Here is a 26,877-nt window from a genome sequence, read left to right as displayed (position 1 = left end):
CCGGCGACACGCTCGGCTCCTGTCCTCCGCCAAGCCGACGAGAGCCGGGTTTGTCAGTCCTGAAGACGGCTCTTGACGACCCGCTTCAGGGCCATCATTCCGCGCCGCTTCATATCCCGTATCTACCTTCGGCGGCCACGTGGGACGGCCTCACGATCAGTCCGAGGAAGGGGTATTGAATCATATGCAAAAATAAATTTATATATAAACTTGATCGCGATCGGAGTTGCGAAGCAACATGGTGGAGGCTGGAACACCGGGGAACGGGTGAATGCCCGCGCGGGCGCCCGGTGGATCGGCTCGGGCCTCCCTATTCGCACGATCGAACAGCCGCTGGTATCGCGCAAGCGACCAAGGTGGCTCGATGATGGAACAGGAAATTCGTACGGACGTGGACAATGACTGAACGAACGGGCCGTCTGGCCGGAAAGCAGGTGCTGATAACCGCCGCCGGGCAGGGGATAGGACGGAGCACGGCAGAGCTGTTCGCCCAGGAAGGGGCGCATGTGATCGCGAGCGACATCAACGATGCCGCTCTGAAGGAGCTGCGAGCCGTTCCGGGTATCACCGTGCTGAAACTCGACGTGACCGATGCCGAAGCGGTGGACGCGGCCGCGGCGGATTTTCCGCCGCTGGATGTGCTGTTCAACTGCGCCGGCTACGTCGCCAATGGCAGTATCCTGGATTGCGACGAAGGCGACTGGGACTTCAGTTTCGAACTGAACGCCAAATCGATGTTTCGGCTGATCCGGCTGACCCTGCCTGCGATGATCGAACGGGGCGGCGGGTCGATCATCAACATGTCCTCGGTCGCCTCTTCGCTGAAGGGCGTGTCCAACCGATTTGCCTATTGCGCCTCTAAGGCCGCGGTGATCGGGCTAACCAAGTCGGTGGCCGCCGACTTCGTGACCCAGGGCATCCGCTGCAATGCGATCTGCCCCGGCACGGTCGACAGCCCCTCGCTGCACGAACGCCTGCGCGCCACCGGCGACTACGAACAGGCGCTCGGGGATTTCATTGGCCGTCAGCCCATGGGGCGCATTGGCACACCCGCGGAGATCGCGGCGCTGGCGCTGTATCTGGCCAGCGACGACAGCGCCTACTCCACGGGTCAAGCCTATGCAATCGATGGCGGCTGGACGGTTTGAGCCACGGAAGATCCGAAGGATGAGACGACAGTGATGCGGCCGTTCGGGTGCGGAAGGATCGGGGCGCGACCGTGCGTGGGCGTCGAGCGGGACCCCGGGACCCGTTTCGACACCGGTGATGCATTGGAACCGGGTGTTGCGGGCCTTGGCGTGCAGCAGCGGAACGAGGGGGCGGGCCGATGGTGAGCGTTACAGGACTGAAGACCCACGACCTGCGGTTCCCGACCTCGGATGTGCTGGACGGATCGGATGCGATGAACCCCGATCCGGATTACTCCGCCGCATATGTCGTGCTGGAAACGGACGGCGCGCATCAGGGGCACGGCCTGACCTTCACCATCGGGCGCGGCAACGAGGTCTGCGTTGCCGCTATCGAGGCACTGCGTCCCCTGCTGGTCGGGCTGGATCTGGATTGGGTAATGGAGGACATGGGCCGTTTCTGGCGCCATGTCACGGGCGATAGCCAACTGCGCTGGATCGGACCGGACAAGGGCGCGATGCACCTCGCCACCGGCGCCGTGGTCAATGCGATGTGGGATCTGCTGGCCAAAGAGGCCGGCAAACCGGTCTGGCGGTTCGTCGGGGAGATGTCGCCGAGCGAGATCGTGAAACTGGTCGACTTCCGCTACATGACCGACGTACTGCCCCCGGAAGAAGCGCTGGAGATCCTGCGCGCGGCGGAACCCGGCAAGGCGGAGCGTATCGCCCGGCTCGAGGCCGAAGGCTATCCCTGCTACACGACGTCGGCCGGCTGGCTGGGCTACTCGGACGACAAGCTGCGCCGGCTATGCCGCGAGGCGAAGGCGGCTGGCTTCACCCATACCAAGTTCAAGGTGGGGCGCGATCTGCAGGACGACATACGCCGCCTGACCATCGCGCGCGAAGAACTGGGCGACGACATGAACATCATGATCGACGCCAACCAGGTCTGGGAGGTGGATCAGGCCATCGACTGGGTGAGGGCACTCGCCTTCGCGCGGCCCCTGTTCATCGAGGAGCCGACCAGCCCCGACGATGTGATCGGCCATGCCAAGATCCGGCGGTCGGTCGCGCCGATCAAGGTGGCCACCGGCGAGATGTGCCAGAATCGCATCCTGTTCAAGCAATTCATCGCCAACCAGGCGATCGACTTCGTTCAGATCGACAGTTGCCGGCTTGGCGGCCTGAACGAGGTCCTGGCGGTGCAGCTGATGGCGGCCAAGTTCGGCCTGCCGGTCTGGCCGCACGCCGGCGGGGTGGGGCTGTGCGAATACGTGCAGCACTTATCGATGATCGACTATGTGGCGATCACCGGCGAGAAGGACGACAGGCGCATCGAATATGTCGACCACCTCCACGAGCACTTCGTAACGCCCTGCGTGGTGACGAACGGGGCATACCGGGCGCCCGACGCGCCCGGCTTCTCGATCGAGATGAAGCCCGAAACGATGCGTGATTTCCGGTTCCAGCCGACCGTGGTCACAGAGTGCGGCGCGTCCCGTCGCGTCGGTGCGGAGTAGGCAAGGACGAGAGGAGGTCTCCCCGGACCAGGCTCCCCGCCGGCCTTGGCGGCGACGAAACCGGCGCTTGTCTTTTCGACGGCAGGGATGGGGGGCTGACGTTCCCGGGCAAGTCTGCCGCAAACCGTTGCGGCGCATACGCGGGACCCGGGTAGGGGGCTGGAGCGGCTGGCTCCGCAGGCTCGGCGTCTGATGAACGTCACCGCGATGCGGAACGGAGATCGGATTCACGCATGATCAGAAATGCTCCGAAAGACGTCAGGCCCTGTTGCAGCCCGTCGCGGGCGGGTGCGGCCCGAATGGAACCGGCGGGAGAGCGGTCCGGTCAGGTCGGCCCGCCGGACCGGATGGAGCGCGTTGCGATCCCGGGTGGACGCGCGCTCGTCGGGACCGCCTCCGAAGGGATCCCGAATGATGGCGAAGGGCCGGTTCGCCGGCGGACGGTCGCGCCGTACCTGATTGGTGCCACGACGGTGACCAACGCCGAGTTCGAGGCCTTTGTGGCCGCGACCGGTTTCCGGACGGAAGCCGAACGGATTGGATGGTCGTTCGTGTTTCACACCCTCGCGCCGAAGGAGCAGTCGGAACCCGTGCCCGGTCTCGGGTGGTGGCGCATCGTCGCGGGAGCGAACTGGCGCGATATCAATGGGCCGGGGTCCCGGACGTCATGCTGGCACCCCGATCATCCGGTTGTTCAGGTGTCCTGGAACGACGCGCAGGCGTTTGCGGCCTGGGCCGGAGGCCGGCTGCCGACGGAAGCCGAATGGGAACATGCGGCGCGCGGAGGGCAGGGCGATGTTCCCTTTCCCTGGGGGACGCGGCAGCCGGATGATACGGGATACTTTCCCTGCAACATCTGGCAGGGGCCGTTTCCGCATTCCAACACCGCGGCGGATGGCTATCTTGCCACAGCGCCCGCGCGGTCGTTCGAAGCCAACGGATACGGGCTGTACAACGTGGTCGGCAATGTCTGGGAGTGGACGCAGGACACGTTCCAGATCAGGTCGCTCAAGTCTTCCGTGAAAAAGCGGCTGGCGGAGATGCAGGGATACAAGCTCCTGAAAGGCGGCTCCTTTCTGTGCCACCGCAGTTACTGCTATCGGTACAGGATCGCGGCCCGTTCGGGCACCTCGCCGGACACGGCGACGCCACACCAGGGGTTCCGTCTGGTCTGGCCCGCCTGAAATTGCCGCCAGGCCGCAGCCCGCGCCGGCCGTCCTTCGAATGCCCCGATCAGACGTAGTGCTCTTGTGAGACTTCTCTGGCCGTGCGCGCCAGCTCGCCCGCGACATGCTTCAGGTCGGTGGAAGGGTCCGACACTTTTTGCAGAATGGTCGTGGTCAAAGCCAGGTCGCATCGGCCCGTCACCTGGTTGACGATCGGCGCGGATATGCCGCTTACACCGACAGCAAAGCTGTCCTCGACCACCGCATATCCAACCTTCCGGATCTGGGCCAATCTCTGCTCCAGCGCAGCGATATCCTTCTTGGCCAGGCTGGAGCGGTTTCCTTCGATCGCCGCCTCCAGAACGGACGGGTCCGAGTAGGCGAGAATGCAGCAGCCCGATGGTGAATCGATCAGCCGCCGACGATGCCCGATCGGAACGGATACGTTCAGGTTTTCGGGATGTTCGACCCTGAGGATTACGATGATCTCGTTTCCGGTTCGCAGGGACAGGTGACAGGAAAGGCCGGTCGCTTGGCAGAAACTTTCCATTTTCGCCAACGCGATCTCCGCGATCTGCTCGGCAAACGAGCGTTTGCGCCGGAGTGAGAAAAGCTTATCGGTGATCTCGTAGGTATCGCCGTTCGGTGCCTTCTCGAGATACCCGCGCCGCTCCAGCACACAGATCATCCTGAAGATCTCGCTGCGCGAGCGGTTCAGCCCCTGCGCGATTTCCTTTGTGTTCCTGGGTTCCGAATAGCCGGCCAGGAACTCGATGATATCAAGCCCCTTCTCAAGGGCCGGTGCGGTGTACTTCGGAGCGGTCGAACTGCTTTTTGCTGTCATGCCGTAATCCGCTTCTTCCCAGGGCAGCATTCCGAAGAGCGCGTCGATTGCCACGCCGGTCTGGTCGCAAAAGCCTCTCGGAAACGTTCCTCTTTCTGCCCGCGATCCTTGGTTCTGTCCAGCCGCGTCTGGCCCGCCATCGCCGTGGTTATGCGGGGCCGGGGATGCGGGACGAACGTCCATCCACCCCTGCATCTAGTTTTCGGTTCCCAAGACTATTGACCCGCCTGACGCCTTGCTTCATATATTAACAAAAGTTCGTATACGAACTCAAGAGTATCCGGGGGGCTACGTTTGGCGGGCATTGAAATACGGGGGGTTTCCAAGAGCTTTGGAAACCTGGAGGTCATTTCTTCCATCGATCTCACGATCGAGAATGGCGAGTTCTGTGTGCTCGTCGGGCCGTCCGGCTGCGGCAAGTCAACCTTGCTGCGCATGCTCGCGGGCCTGGAAACCGTCAATCGCGGCTCAATACACATCGGCGGCAACGATGTGACGCACAAGCGTCCCGGCGAGCGTGATCTGGCGATGGTTTTCCAAAGCTACGCGCTTTATCCGCACAAGACCGTTCGCGACAATCTGGGCTTCAGCCTGAAGATGCACGGGGTCAGGAAGGCCGATGCTGTCAGCCTGATCGAACAGGTGGCCAGGACCCTGGGGCTGCAGGAGCTGCTGAACCGGTATCCGGCCCAACTATCCGGCGGCCAGCGCCAACGGGTTGCGATGGGGCGGGCGATGGTCCGCGACCCAAGCGTGTTCCTGTTCGACGAACCCCTGTCGAACCTGGACGCGAAGCTGCGCGTGCAGATGCGCGCCGAAATCCGTGATCTGCATCAGCGCATCGGGGCAACGACGGTCTATGTGACGCATGACCAGATCGAAGCGATGACGATGGCGGACCGGATCATCGTCTTGAACGGCGGCAAGATCGAACAGGCCGGGCCGCCGCTTGAACTATTCGACAACCCCAGAAACGCCTTCGTGGCGGGGTTCCTCGGCTCGCCCGCCATCAATCTGATCGAGGGGCAGGCCACGCGTCAGGCACAGGGCATGTGTGTGCGGTTGCCTGACGGGGCCATGCTGGAACTGCCGGCGCTGTCCGATGACCTGGATGGTCGGGGCGTCGTACTCGGCATCCGCCCGCATCATCTGCGCATCGATCCCGAAGGTGCAGTGTCGGCGACGGTCAAAGTGGTCGAGCCGACCGGTGTCGAAACCATTCTGTTCACCAGTTTCGGGGGGCAGGATCTGGTCTGCCAGTTGCCGCGAACGATCCGTCCCGCGCTTGATGAGACCATCCGGCTATCGGCCGATCCCGAAGACATCCTCTTGTTCGACGAAGCCACCGGTGAGCGACTGTGATGGCGCGTCGGATGTCATCGGGTTTTGCGGGCAAGACCGCGTTTGTGACCGGCGGCACCGGCGGCATCGGCTGGTCGACCGCCCTGGCCCTGCACGATGCCGGCGCTCGGGTCGCGATATGCGGTCGGGCGGGCGACGGGCTGGAGCGCGCGCGGGCACGTATATCCGACAACGGCCTTGCGGGCATGTTGGCGCTGGAGGCGGATGTCTCCTCGCAGACGGATATCGCGCGGGCCGGTGAAATCCTGCAGGAGCGGTTCGGCCATCTCGATATCCTCGTCAACAATGCCGGCATCGACAGCTTCCAGCGGCTCGACGCGTTCTCGCCCGAGCGCTTCGGAAAGGTGATGGATGTCAACGTGACATCCGTCTTCCTCGTGATCTCGCAAGTGTTGCCGCTGCTGCGGGCGGCCCGGTCCGCTTCGATCGTCACCATCGGGTCCATCCATGGACACATCACCACGGCGGGACGGTCGGACTATGTCGCGTCGAAGTCGGCGCTGGTCGGGGCGACGCGGGCGCTCGCCCTCGATCTGGCTCCCGATCGGATTCGCATCAACCTGGTGTCGCCAGGCGCAATCGAAACGCCGATGCTGTTGCGCGGATGGGCTGTCAAAGCCCCCGACGCCGATCCCGAGACGCTGAAAGCAAAGGCAGGCGCCCTGCATCCCTGCGGCCGCATCGGCACGCCCGAGGATGTCGCCAGTGCCGTGATGTTTCTGGTCGGCGACGAGGCCGGTTTCATCACGGGTACCGAGATCCTGGTCGACGGCGGGATGTCCTGCCGATTGGCCATGACGGCTCTCTGGGACGAGTAGGCATGTACCAGATCAAGCGCGATTTCGGCTTCTTCCTGGCACTGGTCCTTCCAGCCGTGACGATCGTCGGCCTGCTGATCATCTACCCTGTGATCAACGGCGTTTATCTCAGCTTCACCGATGCCAGTCCCCTGCGTCGCTCGGTGCCGCAGTTCGTGGGCTTCGAGAACTATACCTATCTTCTTGAAGACGATGTGTTTTTCGCCTCGGCCTTCAGCACCAGCTATATCGTCTTCGTCTCATCCGTGCTCGCGGTAATGCTCGGATTCATGATGGCGCTGCTGCTGCACTTCGGCATCAGGCGCGGCGCAACGGTCCTGCGCTCTCTGGTCTTCCAGATTTGGGTCGTCCCGTGGATCTGCATCACCCTGCTGTGGGGGTGGATGTTCAACAAGGATTACGGGCTGGTCAATTCGCTGATCACGGCGTCGGGCCTGACCGAGCGCAACGCGGACCTGCTGTTCGATGCGACCGGCGCGAAATGGGTGATCATCGCCGGGTTCACGTGGCGGTCCATTCCCTTCCTCATGGTCATCGCGCTTGCCGCGCTGCAGTCGATCTCGAAGGAAGTTCTTGATGCGGCCGAACTGGACGGCGCCGGGTTCTTCAGCCGGCTGCGCCATGTCGTCGTGCCGATGGTGCGCAATGTCCTGATGGTGGCGCTGCTTCTGGATGCGGTCCGCTTTTTCCAGGAGATGACGATGCCCCTCGTGCTGACGCAGGGCGGGCCGTCCAACGCCACGATGGTGCTGAGCCTTTTCACCTACAAGCTGGCCTTCGAGAACTGGGATTTCGCGCTCGCCTCTGCGGCCGGGACGCTTTGGCTCGCGTTCCTGATGCTGATCGCGTGGGCGTTCCTGAAATTCGGAATCAAGAAAGAGTACGGGAAATGAGCGCGCCTGCGATATCCGCGCGGTTCGACGGCGGCAAGGTCATAAGCACGCTGGCAACCTACACGCTGGCCGTCGCCGCCTTCGGTCTTCTCCTGCTGCCGATCTACTGGCTGGTCGTGACCTCGTTCAAGCCGCTCGAGGATATCTTCGTCGTCCCGCCGCAATTCTGGCCCGAGCGCTTCACGCTGGAAAACTATTACAGCCAGTCCGACCCGAGGCTGTTCCGGTTCTTCCTCAACAGCATCATCGTCAGCGCGGGCTCGGCGGTTCTGTCGACGTTTGCCGGGGCCTTGTGCGCCTACGCGATCTCACGGTTCGCGTTCCGAAACAAGAACCTCCTGCTGCTGTTCTTTCTGGCGGCCATGGCGTTCCCCGTGCCCCTGCTCATGATCACCATGTACGGCACGTTCCTCAAACTCGGGCTGCTGGACACCTATTGGGCGTTGATCCTGGGCACCGCGGCCACCGGTTTGCCGATCTCGGTGTGGTTGCTGACCAACTTCATCAACCAGATCCCGGAGGACATGGAAGAGGCCGCGCTGTTGGATGGCGCGAGCCCGTTCAAGGTGTTGATGCACGTGGTCCTGCCGATCATCCGGCCTGGACTGGCGGCCTCCGGCATCTTTGTCTTCGTCACATCCTGGAACGAGCTCATCATGGGGATGACCTTCGTGTCTTCCCCCGAACTGCGAACCTTGCCGGCCGGCATCACGCTTACCTTCCTCGGCGAATTCGAAGGGGATTGGTCGGAGATGATGGCGCTCGCCGTGCTGGTGACGCTGCCTGTGTTCCTGCTGTTTGCCGTGACGCAGAAAGCGGTTCTGAAGGGCATGACCACCGGAGCCCTTAAGTGAGGATCTTCAGCTTCGAAGGAGGGGAACTATGACGATGCATAGGACGATGATGATGGCTGCCGTCGTGGCGGCAGGGCTGGCGGCCCCGGCGTCTGCCGAAGACTCCGTCACCTATTCGGGCTGGCTGGGCACGTACGACAAGAACGCGGACCTGGTCCAGCGGTTGCAGGACGAATTCAAGGCCCGCACCGGCGCCGAACTCAAGGTCGTGGATACGCAGTACAGCGAGGCGCTGAACCAGGCGACCGTGACGACGCTGGCCGGCAACCCCGCCGACGCGCTGCATCTCGTTGCCGGTTGGGTGCCCGCAATGCAGGAGATCGGCGGGCTCGAGCCGCTGAACGACTACTTCACCGAAGAGCAGCTCGCCACCATCCCCGAGGCTCTGCGCGATGCCGTTTCGGTCGACGGCAAGCTATACGCCCTGCCTTGGGTGCCGGGACCGATCCAGCCGCACTTCAATCGCAACCTGATGATCGAGGCCGGGCTCGACCCGGAGAATCCGCCGCAGACCTGGCCCGAGTTCAAGGACGCGATCATGAAGATCTGCGCGTTGCCGGACAAGAACGGCGCCAAGATCTATGGCATTGCCCTGCGGACCAACCAGAGCCCGAACTCGGCGCAATGGGCCATTCCGGTCATCTACGGATTTGGTGGCGACATCCATAAAGACGGCGAGATCGACATCAATACGCCCGAGGCGAAGGCCGCTTTCGAGTGGATCCAGGACATAACCGAGGCCGGATGCAGCCCCAAGGGGCACGGCTACAGCGAGTCGCGCAACACGTTCGGCACCGGCCACGCGGGCTTCATCCTCGAGGGCCCGTGGGGTCGCGGACTGATCAAGAACATCTCGGGCGGCGCGCTCGAGGTCGCACCGGATGGCGACGTCTGGGTGATGGAAATGCCCAAGGCGCCGGACGGCACCCGCAAGACCATCGGCAACCCTCACGAAATTGCGATGTCGTCGCAGGCCAAGGACAAGGAACTCACGGCCAAGCTGCTGCAGCTCCTGATCTTCAACGATGAGATCACCACCATGTACTACGACATCAATGGCCAGCTGCCCACGGGCAGCGTGCCCTTGCTGAAGCAGGGGGCCGTGGGTGCCGATCCGTATTCGCAGCTTTTCGTGAATGCGCTGAGCTACACCCACGACAATCCGTGGAAGAACGCCAAGTTCAACGCGGTCATGAGCCAGATCGCGCCACAGCTGCAGAATGTCGTCGACGGCGGCGACGTGTCCGAGGCGCTGGCGGCCGCCGACAAGTCTATCGACCGCCTGCTGTCGAGAGACTGAGGAGCTTGGGCAGATGAATGCACCCCAGAAGCCTAACGTGCTCCTCATCGTTGCGGATGACATGGGGTACGGGGATTTCGGGCTCTTTAGTGAGGGTCGTGTGTCGACGCCGAATCTGGACCGACTGGTTGAGGACGGCGTCTGCATGCAGCAGCACTACTCGGGTTCGCCCATCTGCTCGCCGTCTCGTGCTGCGCTCCTGACCGGGCGGTACCCGCACCGGTCAGGAGCCATCACCCAGCATGACCTGTTCGGGCTCGACCGGATCGCCCTGCGCGAAACCACCATCGCCGATTGCTTCACGGCCGCGGGCTATCGCACCGGTCTGGTCGGCAAATGGCATAACGGATCGCTCGATCGCCGGTTCGAACCCACCGCACGCGGGTTCCAGGAATTCACCGGCTTCTGCGGCGGCTGGTCGGACTACTATGACTGGCACCTGCGCCAGAACGACGGGACCCTCAAGGGTACCGGAGAGTACCTGACCGACGTTCTGACGAGGGAGGCCTGCGATTTCGTCGACCGGCATCAGGCGGACCCGTTCTTCCTGATGCTGGCCTATACCGCGCCGCATTCGCCGTTTCAGGCGCCGCAGGACATCATCGATCGCTATCTCGAGCGTGGCTTCGGCCGGATCACGGCGACCACCTACGCGATGATCGAGGTCATGGACCGGGGGATCGGCCGCGTCCTGGACAAGCTGGATGCCACGGGGCTCGCGGAGAATACGATCGTCCTGTTCACAAGCGACAACGGCCCGGCCTTCTTCAATCCGCCGTTCATGATGAAACCTGGTGAGCCGACGTTCAACGAGAGGTTCAATGCCGGATTGAGAGGGTCCAAGGGCTGGGTATACGAGGGCGGAATACGCGTGCCGATGGTGATCCGGCATCCAGCGAAGCTGCCGGCCGATCGGATGAACCACGAACTCGCGCATTTCACCGACTGGTATCCGACTCTGCTGCGCATGTGCGGCATCGACAACGTCGGACGATGTCCGCTGGACGGGCATGACCTGACGGATCAGTTGAGCGGGCAAAGCCTGCAAACGCCGCCGCGCCGGTTCTGGCAGTGGAATTTCTATTACCCGAACATCGAGACCAACGCGGCCGTCCGCGACGGCGACTGGAAGCTCGTCCGGCCGATGATCTCCGGGACCCGGTACTACCAGAACCCCGACCTCTATGTGTCGGACGAAGACGAGCGGCGTACGCGGGCCTTCATCGAGGCAGACATCGCCGAGCGCGAGGCGCCGGGATCCGTTCGGGACATCCTGCCGGTGCCGAACCTGAGGCATCCCGCCGGTGAGAAACCGGAGTTGTACAATCTTTCGCAGGATCCCGCAGAGCAGTTCAATCTGGCGGACGAGCAGCCGGGTATCGTTCATCGCCTCCTAGGTGAACTGGAAACCTGGTTCGAGAGTGTCGAGCACGATCGTCGGACCATCGACGATCCGCTTCACAGTTTCGAGGCCCTGCCTGCCCGATAGCCCGACAGCGCTCGTCACCCAGGATCGCCACCCAAGTACGGCAGAAGCCCAAAATGACAGAGACCATGTTTGAATCCTTGAGGGGCAAGATCGCCCTCGTGACCGGAGCGAGTTCGGGTATCGGCGCCGCGTTGGCGCTGCGGCTTGGCCAACTGGGGTGCAGGGTCATCTGCTCGGCACGCGGCCGGCACGATCTGGACGCCGTTGTTGAGCGAATTACCGGGGCCGGTGGGTCGGCTCTGTCCGTGCCCGCGGATGGCACCGATGCCGACCAGATGGCCGCGCTTGGTCGGGTGGTCGACCGTGAGTTCGGCGGGCTCGATCTCGCCTTTCTGAACGCCGGCGGGAACGTGCAGCAGGCAAGCCTTGTGGACAGCGACGTCGGCGACTGGCGTGCGGCGCTGGATCTGAACGTGCTACCGGTCTTTCTGGGCATTCAGACCGTTGTGCCGTTGATGCGCAAACGGGGCGGCGGGCGGATCATCTATACCGGATCGGCGATGGCGCACTATCCGTCCAGAAACAACGCCTCGTACTGTGCGGGAAAGGCGGCGGCACGCATTGTCGCGAAGACCGCGGCTTTGGAACTTGTCGACGACAACATCACCGTGAATGAGTTCATTCCCGGACCGGTCAGAACCAGGCAGACACAGGCCAATTACGATCCCGCCGACCCGAACTCGCCGTTCAACAACCCGGCCGAGTGGGTCAAGGACCCGGAGGATGTGACGGAGATGCTCGTCTTTCTGGCCGCCTATCCCGGCAAAGGCCCCAACAGCCAGGTCTATTCGCTCGCCCGCAGATAGGATTTCCAGGCGCGGCGAAGAGCCGGTGCCGGTTTCCGGTCGATGGATGGACATGTGGCCGCCGGATCAGAACGCGGCCAGCGGCTCCGGCCTGCCTTGCACGCCGGGATCGAGGGCGAAGAGGGACCCCGACAGCGGATGGCGTTCCAACGTCGCGGCGTCCAGTCCGCCACGGCACGACGTCACGTAGAGCCGCGTCAGCCCGGGGCCACCGAACGCCACGCTGGTAGGGCGGGGGACAGGGAGATGGATTTCCCGGTCGATGGTGCCGTCAGGTGCGAAACGCAGAACGCGGGCGCCGTCCCAAATCGCGCTCCAGACGTAGCCCCGCGTATCCACGCACAGCCCGTCGGGGCGGCCGATATCGGCCGGTATCCTGGCGAAGCAGCGCTGGCGCGAGATCCGCCCCTGGTCGGGATCGAAATCGAAGGCGTGAATCTGTCCGGTCGGACTGTCGGTCAGATAGAAGACGTGCCCATCGGGGCTCCATCCCAGCCCGTTCGATGTGCTCAGGCCGTCCCACATGCGATGCAGCGTTCCATCCGGATCGAAACGATAGAGGGCGCCCAGGCCTCGCTTGCCCTGCGTATTCATCGTTCCGATCCAGAACCGTCCGCGCGCATCGCATTTCCCGTCGTTGAAACGGTTGGCGGGATCTTCGCCGGTCAATCTGTACAAGGCCGGCTCGCGGCCCCCGGTGGCGTCCATGATCGCGATGCAGTGTGCAAAGGCGCAAAGAAACCGGCCATCGGCCATCAGCGCGAAAGCGCACAGCGGATCGTCCAGTGTGATTGTGGTGTTCTGTCCGGTTGTCGGGTCAAACTGGCTGAAGCTCTGACCCAGGATATCCGTCCAGAACAGCCGGTTTCGCCGCCCGCACCAGACCGGTCCCTCGCCCAGCTGGGCCTGTGTGCGAAGCACCGGCCATGCGTCGGATCTATCTTGTGTCATTGGCGCTGCCGAACTCTATGCCTGCTCGCTTTCAATGGGTCGCCAGGATCAGGTCCGCGGCCTTTTCGGCGATCATCACGGTGGGCGCATTGGTGTTGCCGGATGTCAGCGTCGGCATGATCGATGCGTCCGCGACCCGCAATCCCCCGACACCATGCACCCTGAGTTCGCCGTCGACGACAGCATCGGGCCCGTTGCCCATCTGGCAGGTCCCGGCGGGATGATAGAGGCTGCTGGCCGTCGATCTGATGTAATCGAGCAGTCGTTGATCCGTGTCGGCGTCCCGACTGGGCCTGACTTCTTCGCCGCAAAAGTCTGAGAGGGCTGGTGCCGATGCGATGCGCCGGCCCAGGCGAAGGCCCGCGATCAGCGTGACCCGATCTATCTCCTCCGTCAGATAGTTCGCCTGGATCAGCGGTGGTTCGAGCGGGTTCGCCGAGCCGATCCGGACGCTGCCGCGGCTTTGCGGGCGCAATTGGCAGACATTGAAGGAGAACCCGGAGAACCGGTCTATGATCCCGGGCCGGGCCATGCTGACGGGCAGGAAATGGAACTGCACGTCCGGCCGGTCGCGTCCTGTTTCCGAGCAGGCGAAGGCGCCCGCCGGCGCCGGGCCGCCCGCCATGGGGCCGCTGCGCGTTCGCAGGTAGCGTGCGGCGAGGCGGGCCTTGCCCCAGAACCTGTTTATCTCGTCATTCAGGCTGACGGGGCGCAGGCAGCGATACACCAGCTGCGCCTGCAGGTGATCCTGAAGGTTGCGCCCGACGCCGGGCAGCGCCTTGACGACGCCGACGCCGGCGGACTTCAGATGCGCCGGCTCGCCGATCCCGGATAGCTGAAGGATCTGCGGTGAATTGATCGCCCCCGCGGCCAGAATGATTTCCTTCCTGGCGTTGACGCGTACCGCGCCGCCAGCCTGGCGGTAGATCACCGTTCTGGCCGTGCCGTCTTCCGTCACGATGCGCGTGACGGTCCTGTTGCATCGCACCGTCAGGTTCTTGCGGGCCTCGACCGGCCGCAGGAACGCCGCGGCCGTGTCGGCGCGCAGGCCATGCCGTGTGGTGATCTGATAGTATCCCGCGCCGAGCTGGTCGGCGCCGTTGAAATCGGTGGTTTCCTGAATGCCGCAGTCTCCGGCTGCCGCGATGAACGCGGCGCATAGCGGGTGGCGGTCGGGATAGTCGGACACCGTCATCTCGCCGCCCCGTCCATGCCAGCAGTCCGCCAGGGGCCGGTTTCGGCTAGCCTGCCGTTCGCTCCGGCGGAAATAGGGCAACAGGTCTTCGTAGGCCCATCCCGTGTTTCCCGCGCGTGCCCAGCCGTCGAAGTCTTCGGCCTGGCCGCGGATATAGACCATGCCGTTGATCGCGCCCGTGCCGCCCAGCAGCTTGCCGCGCGGCCACGACAGTTCCCGGTCGTTGAGCGCGCCTTCCGGCTGCGTCCGATAACCCCAGCCGAGCGAGCGGTTGAAGACCGTCTTGAAATATCCCGCCGGTATTCTGGTCCAGATGCTGCGGGATCGTTTCCCCGCTTCCAGCAGGAGAACCGTCGTCCCTGGGTCGGCGCTCAGCCGGTTGGCGAGAACACAGCCCGCGGTCCCGCCGCCGATAACGATGTAGTCGAAGCTCTCCGTCATCGCGCGGTCAGTATCCCAGCCGATGGGGAAGCCAGACCACGATCTGCGGGATGTAGGCCATCAGGACAAGCGCCGCGACGAGCGGAACGAGGAATGGCGCGACCGCCCGCGAGATCTGCGCCAGGCTCAGTCCCGTTACGTCGCGCATGACGAACAGGGACAGGCCGAGCGGCGGCGTGTACTGGCCAATCATATTGGCGAAAACCATCACCACGCCGATATGGATCGGATCCATTCCGTAGCCGTCGCGGGCGATCGGCAACAGCATCGGCGCGAGGACAAGCAGCAGGATCGCGTTTTCCATCACGGCGCCGAGCACCAGAAACACGACGATGATGGCGAGGACGAATGCCCACTGCTGGGGAAACAGGTGCTGAAGCGTGTTGGCCAGGAACTGCGGCAGTTCGCCGATCGTCAGCACCCAACCAAACAGGAGGGCGGATGCGATGATGAACATCAGCTTGGCCGTGGACAGGGCTGTTTCCAGCAGCACCGTGGAGAGCGCGGCGAAGCTGAGCTCGCGGTAGAACAGCCCGCTGAGAAACAGGGCATAGAGCGCGGCGACCGTCGCGGCCTCGGTCGGGCTGAAGATACCCAGGATCATGCCGCCGACGACGATCACCGGCGTCAGCAGGGCCGGCACGGCACCCAGAAAGGTGAGGGTAAGCACCGGCCAGCCGGCCCATCGGCTGGTGTAGTAGTTGCGACGGATAGCGACGGCGAAGATGTACACCATGAGGCAGAGGGCGATCAGGATGCCCGGCAGCACGCCGCCCAGGAACATGCCGGTGATCGAGACGTTGGCGACAACGCCGAACAGGACCATCGACACGCTGGGCGGAAACATTGGCCCGATTGCCGAGGACGCCAGCGTGATCCCCACGGAGTAGTTCGTGTCATAGCCCTTGTCGCGCATGGCTTTGACTTCCATCGCGCCCAGTCCCGCGACATCGGCGAGAACCGACCCGGACATGCCGGAGAAGATCAGGCTGGCCACGACATTGACGTGACCCAGACCGCCGGGCACGCGCCCGACCAGGGCATTGGCGAAATCGAAGATCCGGTCGGTGACCTTTCCGGCGTTCATCAAAAGGCCGGCCAGCATGAACAGGGGCACGGCGAGGAAGGTGAACTTGTCCAGGGAGTAGCCCAGCTGCTGCACAGTGACGCTGAGCGGGAAGTCGTTCATCCAGAGATAGACGATAGAGCATGCCAGCATCGAAAACGCGACGGGCAGGCCCAACAGGATGACGACGAGGCTGGCGCCGACAAGGAGGACAAGTTGATAGTCGAGCACCATTCTAGCGACGCCCGCTGAGGGTCGAGACGATCTTGGCGGTCGTCTGCACCGCCATGACGACGCACGAGATCGGGATTATCGAGAAGACGACGGCATAGGAGAGCTGAAGGGCGGGCGTCTTGTCGTAGACAAGATTCGGAAGGAGTTGAAAGCCGGCATAAATGACCACAAGCAGTGTCGCGAGGACCACGACGTCACACACCAGGTGGACGACCCGCACCGCGCGCGCCGGCAGGACGCTGTCGACGATCTCGAGCCGGACGTGGCTGTCCGTCCGCAGCAACACCCAGGCGCCGACATAGGTCATCCATGTGAGCACGATGACCGCGACTTCCTCGGTCCATTGCAGGGGGGCGTTGAAGAAGTAGCGTGTCGTAATCTGAAGGAAGGCCAGAAGAACAAACGCCGCCACCGACAGACGCAGGAACGCCCTGTCGCATTTGCCGGCAAAATCCTTTGCCGCTGCAATCATACTTGATCTCTGCATCGCTGGGGGAAGGTCCGGATCTGGAGGGCGGCAGCCCGTTCCTGACGTCCTGCATGCAGGGCTGCCGCGGCGTGGATCGGACTACTGTACAGCGGAAATCTGCTCGAGAAGTCCTTCGGGCCACACCTTGCCTTCGAACTCTTTCGCGACTTCGATCAGAACCGAATCCCGGAACGTGTCGAGGTCCAGGTCGCTGGCCGGGATGATTGTCACGCCCTTCTCGGTCAGTTGCTCACGGAGCTGGGTTTCGTACTCTTCCGCGGTCTCGCTCGCCAGGACCAGTGCTTCGTCTGCCGCGCGCTGTAGCGCCTGTTGATCTTCGGCAGACAGCGCATTCCATTTGCGGGCCGTGACTCCGAATCCAGCGAAATTGATCTGGTGATTGGTTTCGACGATGTAGTTCTGCACTTCGTAGAATTTCTGCGCCCAGATCGTCGGATAGGGATTTTCCTGCCCGTCGATCACGCCTTGGTTCAATGCGATGAAGACTTCCGAGAACGGCATCGGAGTGGGGTTCGCACCCAGGCCGCGAATGACCGCCAGAGACATCGGATTGGGCACGGCCCTGATCTTCAGACCGGCCGCCTCGGCGGGGGTGCTGAACGGCTTGTCGGCGACGCTGACGACGCGCGTCCCGTAGTAGTAGGAGCCGAGGAGCTTTACGCCCGTTTTCTCCTCCAGCTTGGCCTTCCACGCACCGCCGAGATCGGCATTGTTCAGAACCGCGTTCAGGTGATCCTTGTCGCGGAAGGTATAGCCCGATGTGATGACCGCGTATTCGGGAACCGCGTCGGCCAGGATGGGGAACGCCACCACGGAAAGGTCCAGGGCGCCCGATTTGAGGCTGGTGAAGATATCCCGCATGCCCCCCATCTGACCTGCCGGGAACAGCTTAATTTCGATGTTTCCGTCGGTGTAGGTTTTGGCCAGTTCGGCAAATTTCGCGAAGCCGACGCCGCTGGGTGAATCCGGCTGGTAGATATGGGCCAATCGCAGTGTTTCGGCTTGTGCCGCGGGTGCGGACAGGACTGTCGCGGCGCTCCAGGCCAATGCAAACAGCGCTCCGCACGCTGCACTCCGACGTGACTTCATGGCTTCCTCCCACTTGCTGTCCAGCAGCTGCGCCCGTTCATGGGCGTTCATATATGAATTAAATTTCATATATCATCTTACGGGGTCCAAATCAACAGTGGCGTGTCCGGCGCGTCGTGTCCTCCCGGCTTGCGCCGAAGGCCACTGGAACCAGCCATATCGTGCGGGAGGTCTGTCGCAAATGGACGGGGAAGGACGCCGGTGAGATCCGGGGGATCGGGGCGTTCGTCGAGGCGCCGTCGAGAGCGCATCCGGGCGATGCGCGAAACGCGGCCGCTGTCACGGCCGAAGCGGGGCCGCGGCGTTAGGTCCGCCGGCCCTAATCGCCGGCCCTCAGCATGGCGACGCGCTGACCCGGCCCGGGCGGGTCGAAGGCCGGCTGCGTTTCCTTCAGCAGGCCATGCAGGATGTCGGCGAAGACCTGCGCGCTCGGCGAACGGGTTCGCCCGCGGCGGCTCACCGCGCCGATCCTGCGGTCGATGACCGGATCCTCCAGGTACTGGACGGCGAGGCCGTCGCCGTCATCCACGCGCAGCGCGAAGGACGGCAGGATGCCGATGCCGATGCCGTCGCGCACCATGGTGTGCATCGTCGCGAGATTGGTCACCTCGACGACCGGTGGAATGGTGTCGGGATACTTTGGCAGATGCTTGTCGAGCAGGGATGGGATGCCGGTGCGCTCGGTCATCGCGATGCGCGGCAGCGTCAGCGCCTTTCGCCAGGTCAGCCTGCGGATTTCCGGAAAGTGGATCCGCGAATAGAAGACGCCCAGTCGTTCGACCGCGAGCGGCGTGAACAGCAGGTCGTCGTAGGCCAGCGTGTCGGCGCAGATGCCCATGTCCACGGTCCCCTCACGGACCTGCTGGGCGACGCCGCCGGAATTGGCCTCGTTGATCACGAGCCGGATCGACGGATAGCGCTCCTTCAGCCGCCGGACGGCGTGCGGCACCACCGAGATGGCCAGCGACGACAGGCACGCGATTTCGAGATTGCCGAGCCGGCTGTCGCGGAACGCTTCGATGTCCTTCAACATCGCGTCATATTCCGCGATTACAGCCCGCATGCGCGACACGATCAGGTCGCCGAAGGCAGTGGGGCCGATGTAGCGCGTGGTTCTGTCGAATAGCCGTGCCCCGAACTTCTCCTCGGTGGCCTGTATGACGGCGCTCAGCGACGGCTGGCTGATGCCCAGATGCCGGGCCGCCCGGCTGAATCCGCCGAAGTCCGCGGCTGCGACCACCCATCGCATGTGCTGAACGCTCAGGCTCATAGGCTTTACCTATCAATATATCGATATTCATGGCGTTAACTTGTAAAGGCGGCTATGTCAATTTCCCGCCACCTGAAACCCGAAGCGGATGGCTTGAGAGTGCGCAATTCGGTACGTATCGGTGGCGGCGCGGGGTTTGCGTCCGACCGGATCGACGCGTTGGGGCCCCTGATCAGGAATGGCTCCGTCGATTACATCATTCTGGAAATGCTGGCCGAGCGGACGCTCGCCATCCTGCAGGGCGCCCAGGAAATCGGCCGCGACGGCTTTTTTCCCAGCCTGCTGCACCGCCTGGACCGCTATCTTCCCGAATGCCTCGAAAAGGGCATCGGCATCATCACCAATGGCGGCGGTGTGGACCCGCTCGGGGCGGCGAAGCGCGTCGCCGAGACCCGGGCGCGCCGCGACATTCCGTGCCGTATCGGCGTGGTGACCGGTGACGACGTGCGCGCGGCGATCCTGCGCGACGACGTCATGATCCCGGAGTATGGCGTGCGGCTCAGCGAGATCGGCCGCGGCTGCATTTCCGCGCATGCCTATCTCGGCTCCGAGGGCATCGAGCGCTGCCTCGCCGACGGGGCGCATGTCGTGATTACCGGCCGCGTCGCCGATCCGGCGCTGGTGCTCGGCCCGGTGCGCCACGCGCTCGGCTGGTCGCCCACGGACTTCGATCTGGCCGCGCGCGGCCTCGTCGCCGGCCATCTCGTCGAATGCGGCGCCCAGGCGACCGGCGGCTATTTCGCCGATGCCGTCAACAAGACCGTGCCGGATCTCGAGACCGTCGGCTACCCGATCGCCGAAGTCCATCGCGACGGCCGCATCGTCATTTCCAAGCCGTCGGAGACCGGTGGCATCGTCGATCGCCGCACGGTGACCGAGCAGCTCCTCTACGAGGTGCACGACCCCTCGCAGTACCTGACGCCCGACGCCGTCATCGACCTGAGCCAGGCGGAAGTCGACGAGGCGCAGGACGGCGTCCACGTCACCGGTATCGCCGGCCGGCCCGCGCCGGAGACGCTGAAGGTTCTGGTGGCGCTGGAGAACGGCTATCTCGTCGAAGGCGGCATTTCCTATCACGGTCCCGGCGCGCTCGAGCGCGCCGCGCTGGCCGAAGACATCCTGCGCAAGCGCTTCAAGCTGATCCTTCGCGGCAAGGCGCGGGATATCTGGTTCACGCGATACGGAACCGACGACGTGCGGCTGCACATGTGCGCGCGGGTGCGCGATACCCAGCAGGCCGACATTCTCGCCGCCGAGGTCGAGGCGCTCTACACCAACGGCCCGGCCGGTGGCGGCGGTGCCCGCGCCGTGGTCCGCCGGTCCCTCGAGATCGTCAGCACCCTTATCCCCCGCGACACCGTGTCCGTCTCCGTGGAGATGATCGATGCCTGAGACAGAGTCCAAGGTTGCACTGCCGCTCTACGACCTGGCCCATGCGCGCGCCGGCGACAAGGGCGACACGCTGAGCATCTGCGTGATCGCCTACGACCGGGCCGACTACGCGCTGATCGGCGAGCAGGCCACGCCGGAACGGGTGGCCGCGCATTTCGGCGACGACGTCAAAGGGGCCGTGCGGCGCTACGACCTGCCGCGCCTCGGTGCCTACAATTTCGTACTCGAACAGGCCCTGGCGGGCGGCGTCAGCAAGGCGCTGACGCTCGACACCCACGGCAAGGCCAAGAGCGGCACGTTGCTGGCGATGACGGTCGAGGTCCCGCAGGACCATCCCGCCGCCGCCCGGAACGCGGAAGACCGGCGCGCCGAAGACACCAGTTCCAAATAGTCACCTAGCTGTAAAATGGAGGAAATACCGATGTCCAAGAGCACGAAGGCGCTCGCAATCACGATGGCGATCTGCGGTGCGACCGCGTTGACGCCGGCCTATGCCAAGACGCTTGAGGTTCAGAGCGTCTATCCGAACAACATGCTGTATCAGGGCGAATCCTCGCTGCGCTTCGCCGAGCAGCTCGAAGCCGTCACCGGTGGCGACCTCAAGGTCAAGGTGTTCTCGGCCAACGAGCTGGTCCCGTCCTTCGAGGTGTTCGACGCCGTCAGCTCCGGCGCCATCGAGGCCGGCTGGGACTGGACCTCCTACTGGGGTTCGAAGATTCCGGTTGCCAATCTCATCGGCGCGATGCCCTTCGGCCCGCAGGGCGAGGTGTTCGTCGGCTGGATGTACCAGGGCGGCGGCCTGGAGCTGCTGCGCGAGGCGTATGCTCCCTACGACGTCGTTCCGGTGCCCTGCCACCTGACCGCGCCGGAGCCGGGTGGCTGGTTCAATGTCGAGATCAACGAGCCGGGCGACCTGAAGGGCCTGTCGATGCGTATCGGCGGCCTGGGCGCCAAGGTGGTGGAGAAGCTCGGTGTCACGCCGCTGCTCATCCCCGGTGGCGAGGTGTACCTGGCGCTGGAGCGCGGTCGCATCGACGCGGCCGAGTTCTCCCACCCCTCGCTCGACCGTCAGCTCGGCTTGCCGGAAGTCGGCAAGTACTATTACTTCCCGGGCTGGCATCAGCCGGGCAGCTGGAACTCGCTGCTGGTCAACAAGACCACGTGGGAGGGCCTGACCGACGCGCAGCGCGCGGCGATCGAGACCACCTGCCAGGCGAACGTGCTGTGGTCGCTCTACGCCATCAACGCCCTCCAGGGCGACATTCTGGTCGAGCTGGAGAAAGAGGGCGTCGAGGTCCGGGAGTTCCCCGAGACCGTGATGGCCGCGCTCAAGACGGCGACCGACGAGACGCTTGCCGAGCAGGCCGAGCAGGACGAGCTCTTCAAGCGCGCGCTCGACTCCATCAACGCCTACGTGGCGAGTGTCGACGTGTGGAACGCGAAGGTTCTGCCGCGCAAGTAAGGCGACGGTTGCCCGCCCCAGGCGGACGCTGCAAGGAGGACTTGTGGTGATTGGATATCTCGTAAACGGGGCAGGGCGGCTGAGCGCCGCCCTCCTCCTGCCGCTGATCGCTCTGGTTCTGATCGGCATCGGCGCCCGCCTGCTCGGGTTCAACGAGGTCGTGTCGTGGCCAGTGTCGCTGCCCGTCATAGGCAGCGGCGTCACCGCCAACACACTGATCGAGCTGCAGTCCTTCTTGTTCGGCATCATGTTCCTGTTCGCCGGGGCGAGTGCCTTGCGCCGCGGCGAGCATGTGATGGTCGACATGCTGAGCGGGACGTTCTCGGACAGAACGCGCGCCGTGATCGACAGCCTCGCCATCCTGTTCCTGATGCTGCCCTTCCTGGCGGTTGCCGGCTGGGCGTCGATCGGCTTCGTCGAGCGCTCGTGGTTCGCCGCCGAGACGTCGCATTCGGGCAGCCTGACGCACATCTTCCTGTTCAAGGCGGCCATTCCGGTCGGGCTTTTCCTGCTCGCTCTGGAAAGCCTGTCGCGGCTGTGCGGCAACATCGTCTTCCTGATCAAGGGGGAGCCTGTCCGCCATGACTGAATTGCTGCCCCTGGTGATGATCGGGCTTCTGATCGTCTTCATCTTCCTCGGCTTTCCGGTCGCCTTTGTGCTCGGCGGCGTCGGTATTGGCGTCGGCCTGCTGGCCGGCCTGCCGCTGGGCTTCTTCAACATCGTGGTGTCGCGCATCTACGTGAACGTCATGATGAACTGGCTGCTTCTGGCCATCCCGCTGTTCATCTTCATGGGGCTGGTGCTGGAACGCTCCGGCATCGTGCGCACGCTGTTGCTGTCGTCGGCGCGCATGATGGGACGCTTTCCCGGCAACATCGCGCTTTCGGTGGTGATCATCGGCGTGATCTTCGCCGCCGCGACCGGCGTCATCGGGGCCTCCGTCGTGCTGCTGGGCATCATCGCGCTGCCGGCCATGCACGCGGCCGGCTACCGCCAGGAGCTTGCCGCCGGCGTCGTCATGGCATCGAGCACGCTGGGCATCCTCATTCCGCCGAGCATCATGCTCGTGCTGATCGGCGACCAGATGCAGGTGTCGGTCGGCAAGCTGTTCGCCGGCGCCATCATGCCGGGCCTGGTCATCGCCGGCCTGATGTTCGTGACGATCCTGTCCTATTGCTTTCTCAGGCCCCAGGCCGCGCCCGCCTATGTCGACAAGGACTGGGAGGAGCTCAGCTTCCTGACGCAGCTGCGCGGCTTCGTCGAGCCGCTGGTGCTGATCACCATCGTACTCGGATCGATCCTGGCCGGCATCGCTACGCCGACGGAAGCCGCCGCGATAGGTGCGGCTGGCGCGATGGTCCTGGCGGCGATGCATGGCGGGCTCAACCGGCGTATCCTCGGCGAGGCGACCCGCTCGACCGTGACCACCACGGCGATGGTGCTTTGGCTGATGGTCGGAGCGACGTGCTTCTCTCTTGTCTTCACCCGCCTTGGCGGCAACGACCTGGTGGCCTCGGCCACCGACGCGATGGGACTTGGGCCCTACGGCACGATGATCGCCGTGCTGGCGCTCGTGTTCGTCCTCGGCTTCTTCCTGGAGTGGATCGAGATCACCTACATCGTCGTGCCGATCTTCCTGCCGGTGATCGTCGGTCTGGATTTCGGTGCAAGCGTGGAGCCGCAGGACATCGCGCTGTGGTTCGGCGTGCTGCTGGCTGTCTGCCTGCAGACCTCGTTCCTGACGCCGCCCTTCGGCTTTGCCCTGTTCTACCTGAAGGGCATCGCCAAGCAGACGATCAGCGTCAAGAACATCTATAAGGGCGCGATCCCCTTCGTGCTCATCCAGCTGATCGCCCTGACGGCGACGATCCTGTTCCCCGGGATCATCCTGTGGCTGCCGAGCCTGATGTAGCCGGCGCCCGGGCGGTTTCCCCTAACAACGACCTGTGACCTGCGACTAGAGGGATGAACTCTATGTATCCGACGTTGAAACTGTACATCGATGGTGTCTGGCGCGACGGCTCCGAGGGCGCGTCCGAGCCGGTCTACAATCCGGCGACGGGCGAAGTGATCGCCACGCTGCCGCATGCCAGCCGGGCCGACCTCGATGACGCCCTGGCATCGTCGCGCGCGGCCTTCGCCAAGTGGAAGAAGGTTTCGGCCCACGAGCGCTCGACCTACCTGAAGAAAGTGGCCGCGCTGCTGCGCGAGCGCAGCGAACAGATCTCGCAGGTGCTGACGCTGGAGCAGGGCAAGCCGCTGCCGGAAGCCCGCGTCGAGATGGTCTACACGGCAGACGTGTTCGAATGGTACGCCGAGGAAGCGCGCCGCACCTACGGTCACATCATCCCCGCGCGCAACACCACCCATCGCCAGATGGTGCTGAAGGAGCCGATCGGCCCCGCGCTCGGCCTGTCGCCCTGGAACTTCCCGGGCATCGTGCCCGCCCGCAAGATCGGTGCGGCGCTGGCCGCCGGCTGCGTGTCGATCATCAAGGCCGCCGAGGAAACGCCGGGCACCTGCGTCGAGATCGTGCGCGCCTGCCATGACGCGGGCATCCCTGCCGGTGTGGTCAACATGGTGTTCGGCGTTCCCGCCGAGATCTCGTCCTACCTGATCGCGTCCGACGTCATCCGGCAGGTCTCCTTCACCGGCTCGATCCCCGTCGGCAAACATCTGGCCCGGCTGGCCAGCGACAACCTGATCCGCTGCACGCTGGAGCTGGGCGGTCACGCCCCCGTCATCGTGTTGAAGGATGCCGACGTGCGCAAGGCGGCCCGTGTCGCGGCGACCGGCAAGTTCTATCGCAATGCCGGCCAGGTCTGCGTGTCGCCGACCCGGTTCCTGGTCGAGGCGCCAGTCTACGACGCCTTCGTCGAGGAGATGACGACGATCGCCAACAGCGTGAAGGTCGGCGACGGCGCCGTCGAGGGCACCGAGATGGGGCCGCTCGCCAATCCGCGCCGCCTCGACGTTATGGAGGAACTGGTCGCCGACGCCCGCGCGCGCGGCGCCAAGATCACGGCCGGTGGCAACCGGGTCGGCAACCAGGGCAATTTCTGGGCCCCGACCGTGATCGCCGACGTCACGACCGAATGCCAGATCATGAACGACGAGCCGTTCGGACCGCTGGCGCCGATCATGCCCGTCGACAGCCTGGATGCCGCCCTCGCCGAGGCCAACCGGCTGCCCGTCGGGCTCGCCTCCTACGTCTTCACCAATGCGATGGACACCGCGCGCCAGGCAGCCGAGGAGATCGAGGCCGGCGTCGTCACCATCAACCACGTCATCGCATCGATGGCCGAGACGCCGTTCGGCGGCGTCAAGCAGAGCGGCGACGGCCGCGAGGGCGGGGCCGAAGGCCTGGAAGAGTTCCTGGTCACGAAATACGTGTCCGAAGGCCCGGCGGTCTGAGAAGCGGCGTCATGAGACAGAACCCGATCATTACCTGCGCCATCACCGGTTCGGCCGATACCGTCGACAAGAGCCCGGCCGTGCCGGTTTCGCCGGCGCAGATCGCGGACTCGGCGCTCGCGGCGGCCGAGGCCGGCGCGGCGATCGTGCACCTGCATGTGCGCGAGCCCGAGACCGGGCAGCCTTCGATGCGGCTCGATCTCTACGAGGAGACGGTTGCGCTGATCCGTGAGCGCAATCAGGAGGTCATCGTCAACCTGACGACCGGCGCCGGCGCGCGCTTCGTTCCCGACGAGGCCCGTCCGCAGGTCGGCGCGCCGGGAACGACGCTCGAGGGCACGGCCAAGCGCATGGAGCATGTGCTGAAGATCCGCCCCGACATCTGCACCCTGGATGTCGGCAGCATGAACTTCGGCGAGCATGTCTTCGTCAACACGCCCGGCCACCTGCGGACGATGGCCAGCGAGATCACCAAGGCCGGCGTCACCATCGAGGCCGAGGTGTTCGATCTCGGCCACATTCGGCTGGCACGGCGCCTGTTGGACGAGGGCGTGTTCCACACCAGGCCGATTTTCCAGCTCTGCCTGGGCGTGCCGTGGGGTGCGGAGGCCGACCCGGCGACGCTCCTGCAGATGCGCGACCGCTTGCCGCAGGACGTCGAGTGGTCCGCCTTCGGAATTGGTGCCATGCAGTTCCCCATGGTGGCGCAGAGCTGGCTCGCGGGTGGGCATGTGCGCGTGGGGCTGGAGGACAATCTCTATATCGCCCGCGGCGAACTGGCCGACAGCAATGCGCAGCTGGTCAGGCGTGCCGTCGATATCCTGGCCAGCCTTGGCGCGAGCCCGGCATCGGCCACGCAGGCCAGAACGCTCCTGGGGTTGTGACGGGACGGGCCGTCTTCCGGGACGGCCCCCCGAACCGCCTATTCGAAAAGCAGACAACGAGGCGCTGAATGTTCAGCTTTGAAAACAAGATCGTCGTCATCACCGGGGCCGCCGGCGGCATTCCGACCGCGACGGCGAAGCTCTTTTATGATCTCGGTGCCAGCCTGGCGCTCGGCGACCTGGACGTCGACAAGATCACCGGCGCAACCGCCGCCATGGATGGCGACCGGGTGCTGTGCCACGCGCTCGACGTCACCAGCACGACGTCGTTCGACAGCTTCAAGGCCGCGGTCATGGAGCGATATGGCCGCTGCGACGTGCTGGTGACGGCCGCCGGGCTCTATCGCGACCGGATGGTGGCCGAGATGACCGACGCGGAATGGGCGACGATGATGGCCGTCAACGTCGACGGCGTGTTCCGCGCCTGCCGCGCTTTCGGCGATGCCATGGGCGAGGGCGGAGCGATCGTCAACATCGCCTCGCTGGCCGGCCACAAGGGATCGCGCGAGCATGCCCACTACGCCGCCGCCAAGGGCGCCGTGCTGAGCTTCTCGCGCAGCCTTGCCGCGGAACTCGCGCCGCGCGTGCGCGTGAACTGCGTCTCGCCGGGCCTCGTCGACACCGGCTTCGTCGCCTCGCTTCTGGAGAAGATCGGCACGGCGATGGAAGACGCCACCCCGATGAAGCGCCGCGGCGAGCCCGAGGACATCGCCCGCGCGATTGCATTCCTGGCCAGCGACTGGGCGAGTTTCGTCACCGGCGAAACGATCCACGTCAATGGCGGTTTCAGCATGCTCTGACGAAAGGTC

Annotated in this window: 25 protein-coding genes; 18 read left to right on the top strand and 7 right to left on the bottom strand. The window is 64.4% G+C overall.

Annotation, left to right across the window (positions count from 1 at the left end; all coding sequences use genetic code 11):
• The first annotated feature begins 398 nt into the window (after positions 1 to 398).
• The 3 genes from MUB46_RS05950 to MUB46_RS05940 all read left to right on the top strand — a co-directional run bounded on the left by MUB46_RS05950 (position 399) and on the right by MUB46_RS05940 (position 3,831).
• The gene (locus MUB46_RS05950; RefSeq protein ID WP_261614956.1) at positions 399 to 1,148 is read left to right on the top strand and encodes an SDR family oxidoreductase; all 750 of its coding nucleotides are present in this window, start codon (positions 399 to 401) and stop codon (positions 1,146 to 1,148) included.
• A gap of 179 nt (positions 1,149 to 1,327) precedes the next feature.
• Positions 1,328 to 2,647, top strand: coding sequence for an L-fuconate dehydratase (locus MUB46_RS05945; RefSeq protein WP_261614955.1), 1,320 nt, complete (start codon positions 1,328 to 1,330; stop codon positions 2,645 to 2,647).
• Positions 2,648 to 2,946: 299 nt separating this feature from the next.
• Entirely contained in the window at positions 2,947 to 3,831 is an 885-nt protein-coding gene (locus tag MUB46_RS05940; protein ID WP_261614954.1) for a formylglycine-generating enzyme family protein, read from the top strand.
• Positions 3,832 to 3,880: 49 nt separating this feature from the next.
• On the opposite strand, the gene MUB46_RS05935 is transcribed toward MUB46_RS05940, so the two are convergent.
• Positions 3,881 to 4,711 (bottom strand): IclR family transcriptional regulator, encoded by an 831-nt coding sequence (locus MUB46_RS05935; RefSeq protein WP_261614953.1) that lies wholly within the window; start codon positions 4,709 to 4,711, stop codon positions 3,881 to 3,883.
• Positions 4,712 to 4,951: 240 nt separating this feature from the next.
• On the opposite strand from MUB46_RS05935, the gene MUB46_RS05930 reads away from it, so the two are divergent.
• The 7 genes from MUB46_RS05930 to MUB46_RS05900 are packed head-to-tail and all read left to right on the top strand — an operon-like array spanning position 4,952 to position 12,179.
• Positions 4,952 to 6,019, top strand: coding sequence for an ABC transporter ATP-binding protein (locus MUB46_RS05930; RefSeq protein ID WP_315902710.1), 1,068 nt, complete (start codon positions 4,952 to 4,954; stop codon positions 6,017 to 6,019).
• 11 nt (positions 6,020 to 6,030) lie between these two features.
• Complete coding sequence (locus MUB46_RS05925; RefSeq protein ID WP_261614952.1) at positions 6,031 to 6,837, top strand: SDR family NAD(P)-dependent oxidoreductase; 807 nt, start codon at positions 6,031 to 6,033, stop codon at positions 6,835 to 6,837.
• Between the two features lie 2 nt (positions 6,838 to 6,839).
• Positions 6,840 to 7,730 (top strand): carbohydrate ABC transporter permease, encoded by an 891-nt coding sequence (locus tag MUB46_RS05920; protein ID WP_261614951.1) that lies wholly within the window; start codon positions 6,840 to 6,842, stop codon positions 7,728 to 7,730.
• Positions 7,727 to 8,584, top strand: coding sequence for a carbohydrate ABC transporter permease (locus MUB46_RS05915; RefSeq protein ID WP_261614950.1), 858 nt, complete (start codon positions 7,727 to 7,729; stop codon positions 8,582 to 8,584). The genes MUB46_RS05920 and MUB46_RS05915 overlap by 4 nt, the downstream gene beginning before the upstream one ends.
• A gap of 28 nt (positions 8,585 to 8,612) precedes the next feature.
• Positions 8,613 to 9,884: an ABC transporter substrate-binding protein gene (locus MUB46_RS05910; protein ID WP_261614949.1), complete on the top strand. Its 1,272-nt coding sequence runs from the start codon at positions 8,613 to 8,615 to the stop codon at positions 9,882 to 9,884.
• Positions 9,805 to 11,373 carry a sulfatase-like hydrolase/transferase gene (locus MUB46_RS05905; protein WP_261614948.1) on the top strand — a complete coding sequence of 523 codons (1,569 nt, stop codon included), beginning with the start codon at positions 9,805 to 9,807 and terminating at the stop codon, positions 11,371 to 11,373. Before MUB46_RS05910 ends, MUB46_RS05905 begins: the two co-directional genes overlap by 80 nt.
• A gap of 53 nt (positions 11,374 to 11,426) precedes the next feature.
• Positions 11,427 to 12,179 (top strand): SDR family NAD(P)-dependent oxidoreductase, encoded by a 753-nt coding sequence (locus MUB46_RS05900; RefSeq protein ID WP_261614947.1) that lies wholly within the window; start codon positions 11,427 to 11,429, stop codon positions 12,177 to 12,179.
• Positions 12,180 to 12,245: 66 nt separating this feature from the next.
• On the opposite strand, the gene MUB46_RS05895 is transcribed toward MUB46_RS05900, so the two are convergent.
• The 6 genes from MUB46_RS05895 to MUB46_RS05870 all read right to left on the bottom strand — a co-directional run bounded on the left by MUB46_RS05895 (position 12,246) and on the right by MUB46_RS05870 (position 18,915).
• On the bottom strand, positions 12,246 to 13,130 hold the full coding sequence (locus MUB46_RS05895) for an SMP-30/gluconolactonase/LRE family protein (protein WP_261614946.1): 885 nt from the start codon (positions 13,128 to 13,130) through the stop codon (positions 12,246 to 12,248).
• 31 nt (positions 13,131 to 13,161) lie between these two features.
• Positions 13,162 to 14,766 (bottom strand): GMC family oxidoreductase, encoded by a 1,605-nt coding sequence (locus MUB46_RS05890; protein ID WP_261614945.1) that lies wholly within the window; start codon positions 14,764 to 14,766, stop codon positions 13,162 to 13,164.
• Positions 14,767 to 14,773: 7 nt separating this feature from the next.
• Complete coding sequence (locus MUB46_RS05885) at positions 14,774 to 16,066, bottom strand: TRAP transporter large permease (RefSeq protein WP_261614944.1); 1,293 nt, start codon at positions 16,064 to 16,066, stop codon at positions 14,774 to 14,776.
• A gap of 1 nt (position 16,067) precedes the next feature.
• Positions 16,068 to 16,538, bottom strand: coding sequence for a TRAP transporter small permease (locus tag MUB46_RS05880; protein ID WP_261614943.1), 471 nt, complete (start codon positions 16,536 to 16,538; stop codon positions 16,068 to 16,070).
• 96 nt (positions 16,539 to 16,634) lie between these two features.
• Entirely contained in the window at positions 16,635 to 17,696 is a 1,062-nt protein-coding gene (locus MUB46_RS05875; RefSeq protein WP_261614942.1) for a TRAP transporter substrate-binding protein, read from the bottom strand.
• A 268-nt stretch (positions 17,697 to 17,964) separates the two neighbouring features.
• On the bottom strand, positions 17,965 to 18,915 hold the full coding sequence (locus tag MUB46_RS05870) for a LysR family transcriptional regulator (RefSeq protein WP_261614941.1): 951 nt from the start codon (positions 18,913 to 18,915) through the stop codon (positions 17,965 to 17,967).
• Between the two features lie 99 nt (positions 18,916 to 19,014).
• Here MUB46_RS05870 and MUB46_RS05865 point away from each other — a divergent pair, with 99 nt between their 5' ends.
• The 8 genes from MUB46_RS05865 (at position 19,015) to MUB46_RS05830 (ending at position 26,868) form a co-directional block, all read left to right on the top strand.
• Positions 19,015 to 20,307: an acyclic terpene utilization AtuA family protein gene (locus MUB46_RS05865; protein ID WP_261614940.1), complete on the top strand. Its 1,293-nt coding sequence runs from the start codon at positions 19,015 to 19,017 to the stop codon at positions 20,305 to 20,307.
• Positions 20,300 to 20,698 (top strand): AtuA-related protein, encoded by a 399-nt coding sequence (locus tag MUB46_RS05860; protein ID WP_315902709.1) that lies wholly within the window; start codon positions 20,300 to 20,302, stop codon positions 20,696 to 20,698. The genes MUB46_RS05865 and MUB46_RS05860 overlap by 8 nt, the downstream gene beginning before the upstream one ends.
• A gap of 30 nt (positions 20,699 to 20,728) precedes the next feature.
• A complete protein-coding gene (locus MUB46_RS05855) occupies positions 20,729 to 21,769 on the top strand; it encodes a TRAP transporter substrate-binding protein (protein ID WP_261614939.1) in 1,041 nt (346 codons plus the stop codon).
• Between the two features lie 46 nt (positions 21,770 to 21,815).
• Positions 21,816 to 22,358 (top strand): TRAP transporter small permease subunit, encoded by a 543-nt coding sequence (locus MUB46_RS05850; RefSeq protein WP_261614938.1) that lies wholly within the window; start codon positions 21,816 to 21,818, stop codon positions 22,356 to 22,358.
• Positions 22,351 to 23,682, top strand: a complete 1,332-nt coding sequence (locus MUB46_RS05845; protein ID WP_261614937.1) for a TRAP transporter large permease — start codon at positions 22,351 to 22,353, stop codon at positions 23,680 to 23,682. Before MUB46_RS05850 ends, MUB46_RS05845 begins: the two co-directional genes overlap by 8 nt.
• Positions 23,683 to 23,744: 62 nt before the next feature.
• Positions 23,745 to 25,184, top strand: a complete 1,440-nt coding sequence (locus MUB46_RS05840; protein ID WP_315902708.1) for an NAD-dependent succinate-semialdehyde dehydrogenase — start codon at positions 23,745 to 23,747, stop codon at positions 25,182 to 25,184.
• A gap of 11 nt (positions 25,185 to 25,195) precedes the next feature.
• Complete coding sequence (locus tag MUB46_RS05835; RefSeq protein WP_261614935.1) at positions 25,196 to 26,068, top strand: beta-keto acid cleavage family enzyme; 873 nt, start codon at positions 25,196 to 25,198, stop codon at positions 26,066 to 26,068.
• 68 nt (positions 26,069 to 26,136) lie between these two features.
• Positions 26,137 to 26,868 carry an SDR family NAD(P)-dependent oxidoreductase gene (locus tag MUB46_RS05830; RefSeq protein WP_261614934.1) on the top strand — a complete coding sequence of 244 codons (732 nt, stop codon included), beginning with the start codon at positions 26,137 to 26,139 and terminating at the stop codon, positions 26,866 to 26,868.
• Positions 26,869 to 26,877 lie beyond the last annotated feature (9 nt).

It is taken from the genome of Microbaculum marinisediminis (genome assembly GCF_025397915.1).
Classification (GTDB): domain Bacteria; phylum Pseudomonadota; class Alphaproteobacteria; order Rhizobiales; family Tepidamorphaceae; genus Microbaculum; species Microbaculum marinisediminis.
Note: the sequence above shows the minus strand (reverse complement) of the source record. Positions and strands in the feature narration are given on the sequence as shown.

Bases quoted from the DNA above. Each gene is read 5' to 3' on its own strand.
- MUB46_RS05950 (WP_261614956.1), top strand. From the start codon at position 399: ATGACTGAACGAACGGGCCGTCTGGCCGGAAAGCAGGTGCTGATAACC.
- MUB46_RS05945 (WP_261614955.1), top strand. From the start codon at position 1,328: ATGGTGAGCGTTACAGGACTGAAGACCCACGACCTGCGGTTCCCGACC.
- MUB46_RS05940 (WP_261614954.1), top strand. From the start codon at position 2,947: ATGGAACCGGCGGGAGAGCGGTCCGGTCAGGTCGGCCCGCCGGACCGG.
- MUB46_RS05925 (WP_261614952.1), top strand. From the start codon at position 6,031: ATGTCATCGGGTTTTGCGGGCAAGACCGCGTTTGTGACCGGCGGCACC.
- MUB46_RS05920 (WP_261614951.1), top strand. From the start codon at position 6,840: ATGTACCAGATCAAGCGCGATTTCGGCTTCTTCCTGGCACTGGTCCTT.
- MUB46_RS05915 (WP_261614950.1), top strand. From the start codon at position 7,727: ATGAGCGCGCCTGCGATATCCGCGCGGTTCGACGGCGGCAAGGTCATA.
- MUB46_RS05910 (WP_261614949.1), top strand. From the start codon at position 8,613: ATGACGATGCATAGGACGATGATGATGGCTGCCGTCGTGGCGGCAGGG.
- MUB46_RS05905 (WP_261614948.1), top strand. From the start codon at position 9,805: ATGTCGTCGACGGCGGCGACGTGTCCGAGGCGCTGGCGGCCGCCGACA.
- MUB46_RS05900 (WP_261614947.1), top strand. From the start codon at position 11,427: ATGACAGAGACCATGTTTGAATCCTTGAGGGGCAAGATCGCCCTCGTG.
- MUB46_RS05895 (WP_261614946.1), bottom strand. From the start codon at position 13,130: ATGACACAAGATAGATCCGACGCATGGCCGGTGCTTCGCACACAGGCC.
- MUB46_RS05890 (WP_261614945.1), bottom strand. From the start codon at position 14,766: ATGACGGAGAGCTTCGACTACATCGTTATCGGCGGCGGGACCGCGGGC.
- MUB46_RS05885 (WP_261614944.1), bottom strand. From the start codon at position 16,066: ATGGTGCTCGACTATCAACTTGTCCTCCTTGTCGGCGCCAGCCTCGTC.
- MUB46_RS05880 (WP_261614943.1), bottom strand. From the start codon at position 16,538: ATGATTGCAGCGGCAAAGGATTTTGCCGGCAAATGCGACAGGGCGTTC.
- MUB46_RS05875 (WP_261614942.1), bottom strand. From the start codon at position 17,696: ATGAACGCCCATGAACGGGCGCAGCTGCTGGACAGCAAGTGGGAGGAA.
- MUB46_RS05870 (WP_261614941.1), bottom strand. From the start codon at position 18,915: ATGAGCCTGAGCGTTCAGCACATGCGATGGGTGGTCGCAGCCGCGGAC.
- MUB46_RS05860 (WP_315902709.1), top strand. From the start codon at position 20,300: ATGCCTGAGACAGAGTCCAAGGTTGCACTGCCGCTCTACGACCTGGCC.
- MUB46_RS05855 (WP_261614939.1), top strand. From the start codon at position 20,729: ATGTCCAAGAGCACGAAGGCGCTCGCAATCACGATGGCGATCTGCGGT.
- MUB46_RS05845 (WP_261614937.1), top strand. From the start codon at position 22,351: ATGACTGAATTGCTGCCCCTGGTGATGATCGGGCTTCTGATCGTCTTC.
- MUB46_RS05840 (WP_315902708.1), top strand. From the start codon at position 23,745: ATGTATCCGACGTTGAAACTGTACATCGATGGTGTCTGGCGCGACGGC.
- MUB46_RS05835 (WP_261614935.1), top strand. From the start codon at position 25,196: ATGAGACAGAACCCGATCATTACCTGCGCCATCACCGGTTCGGCCGAT.
- MUB46_RS05830 (WP_261614934.1), top strand. From the start codon at position 26,137: ATGTTCAGCTTTGAAAACAAGATCGTCGTCATCACCGGGGCCGCCGGC.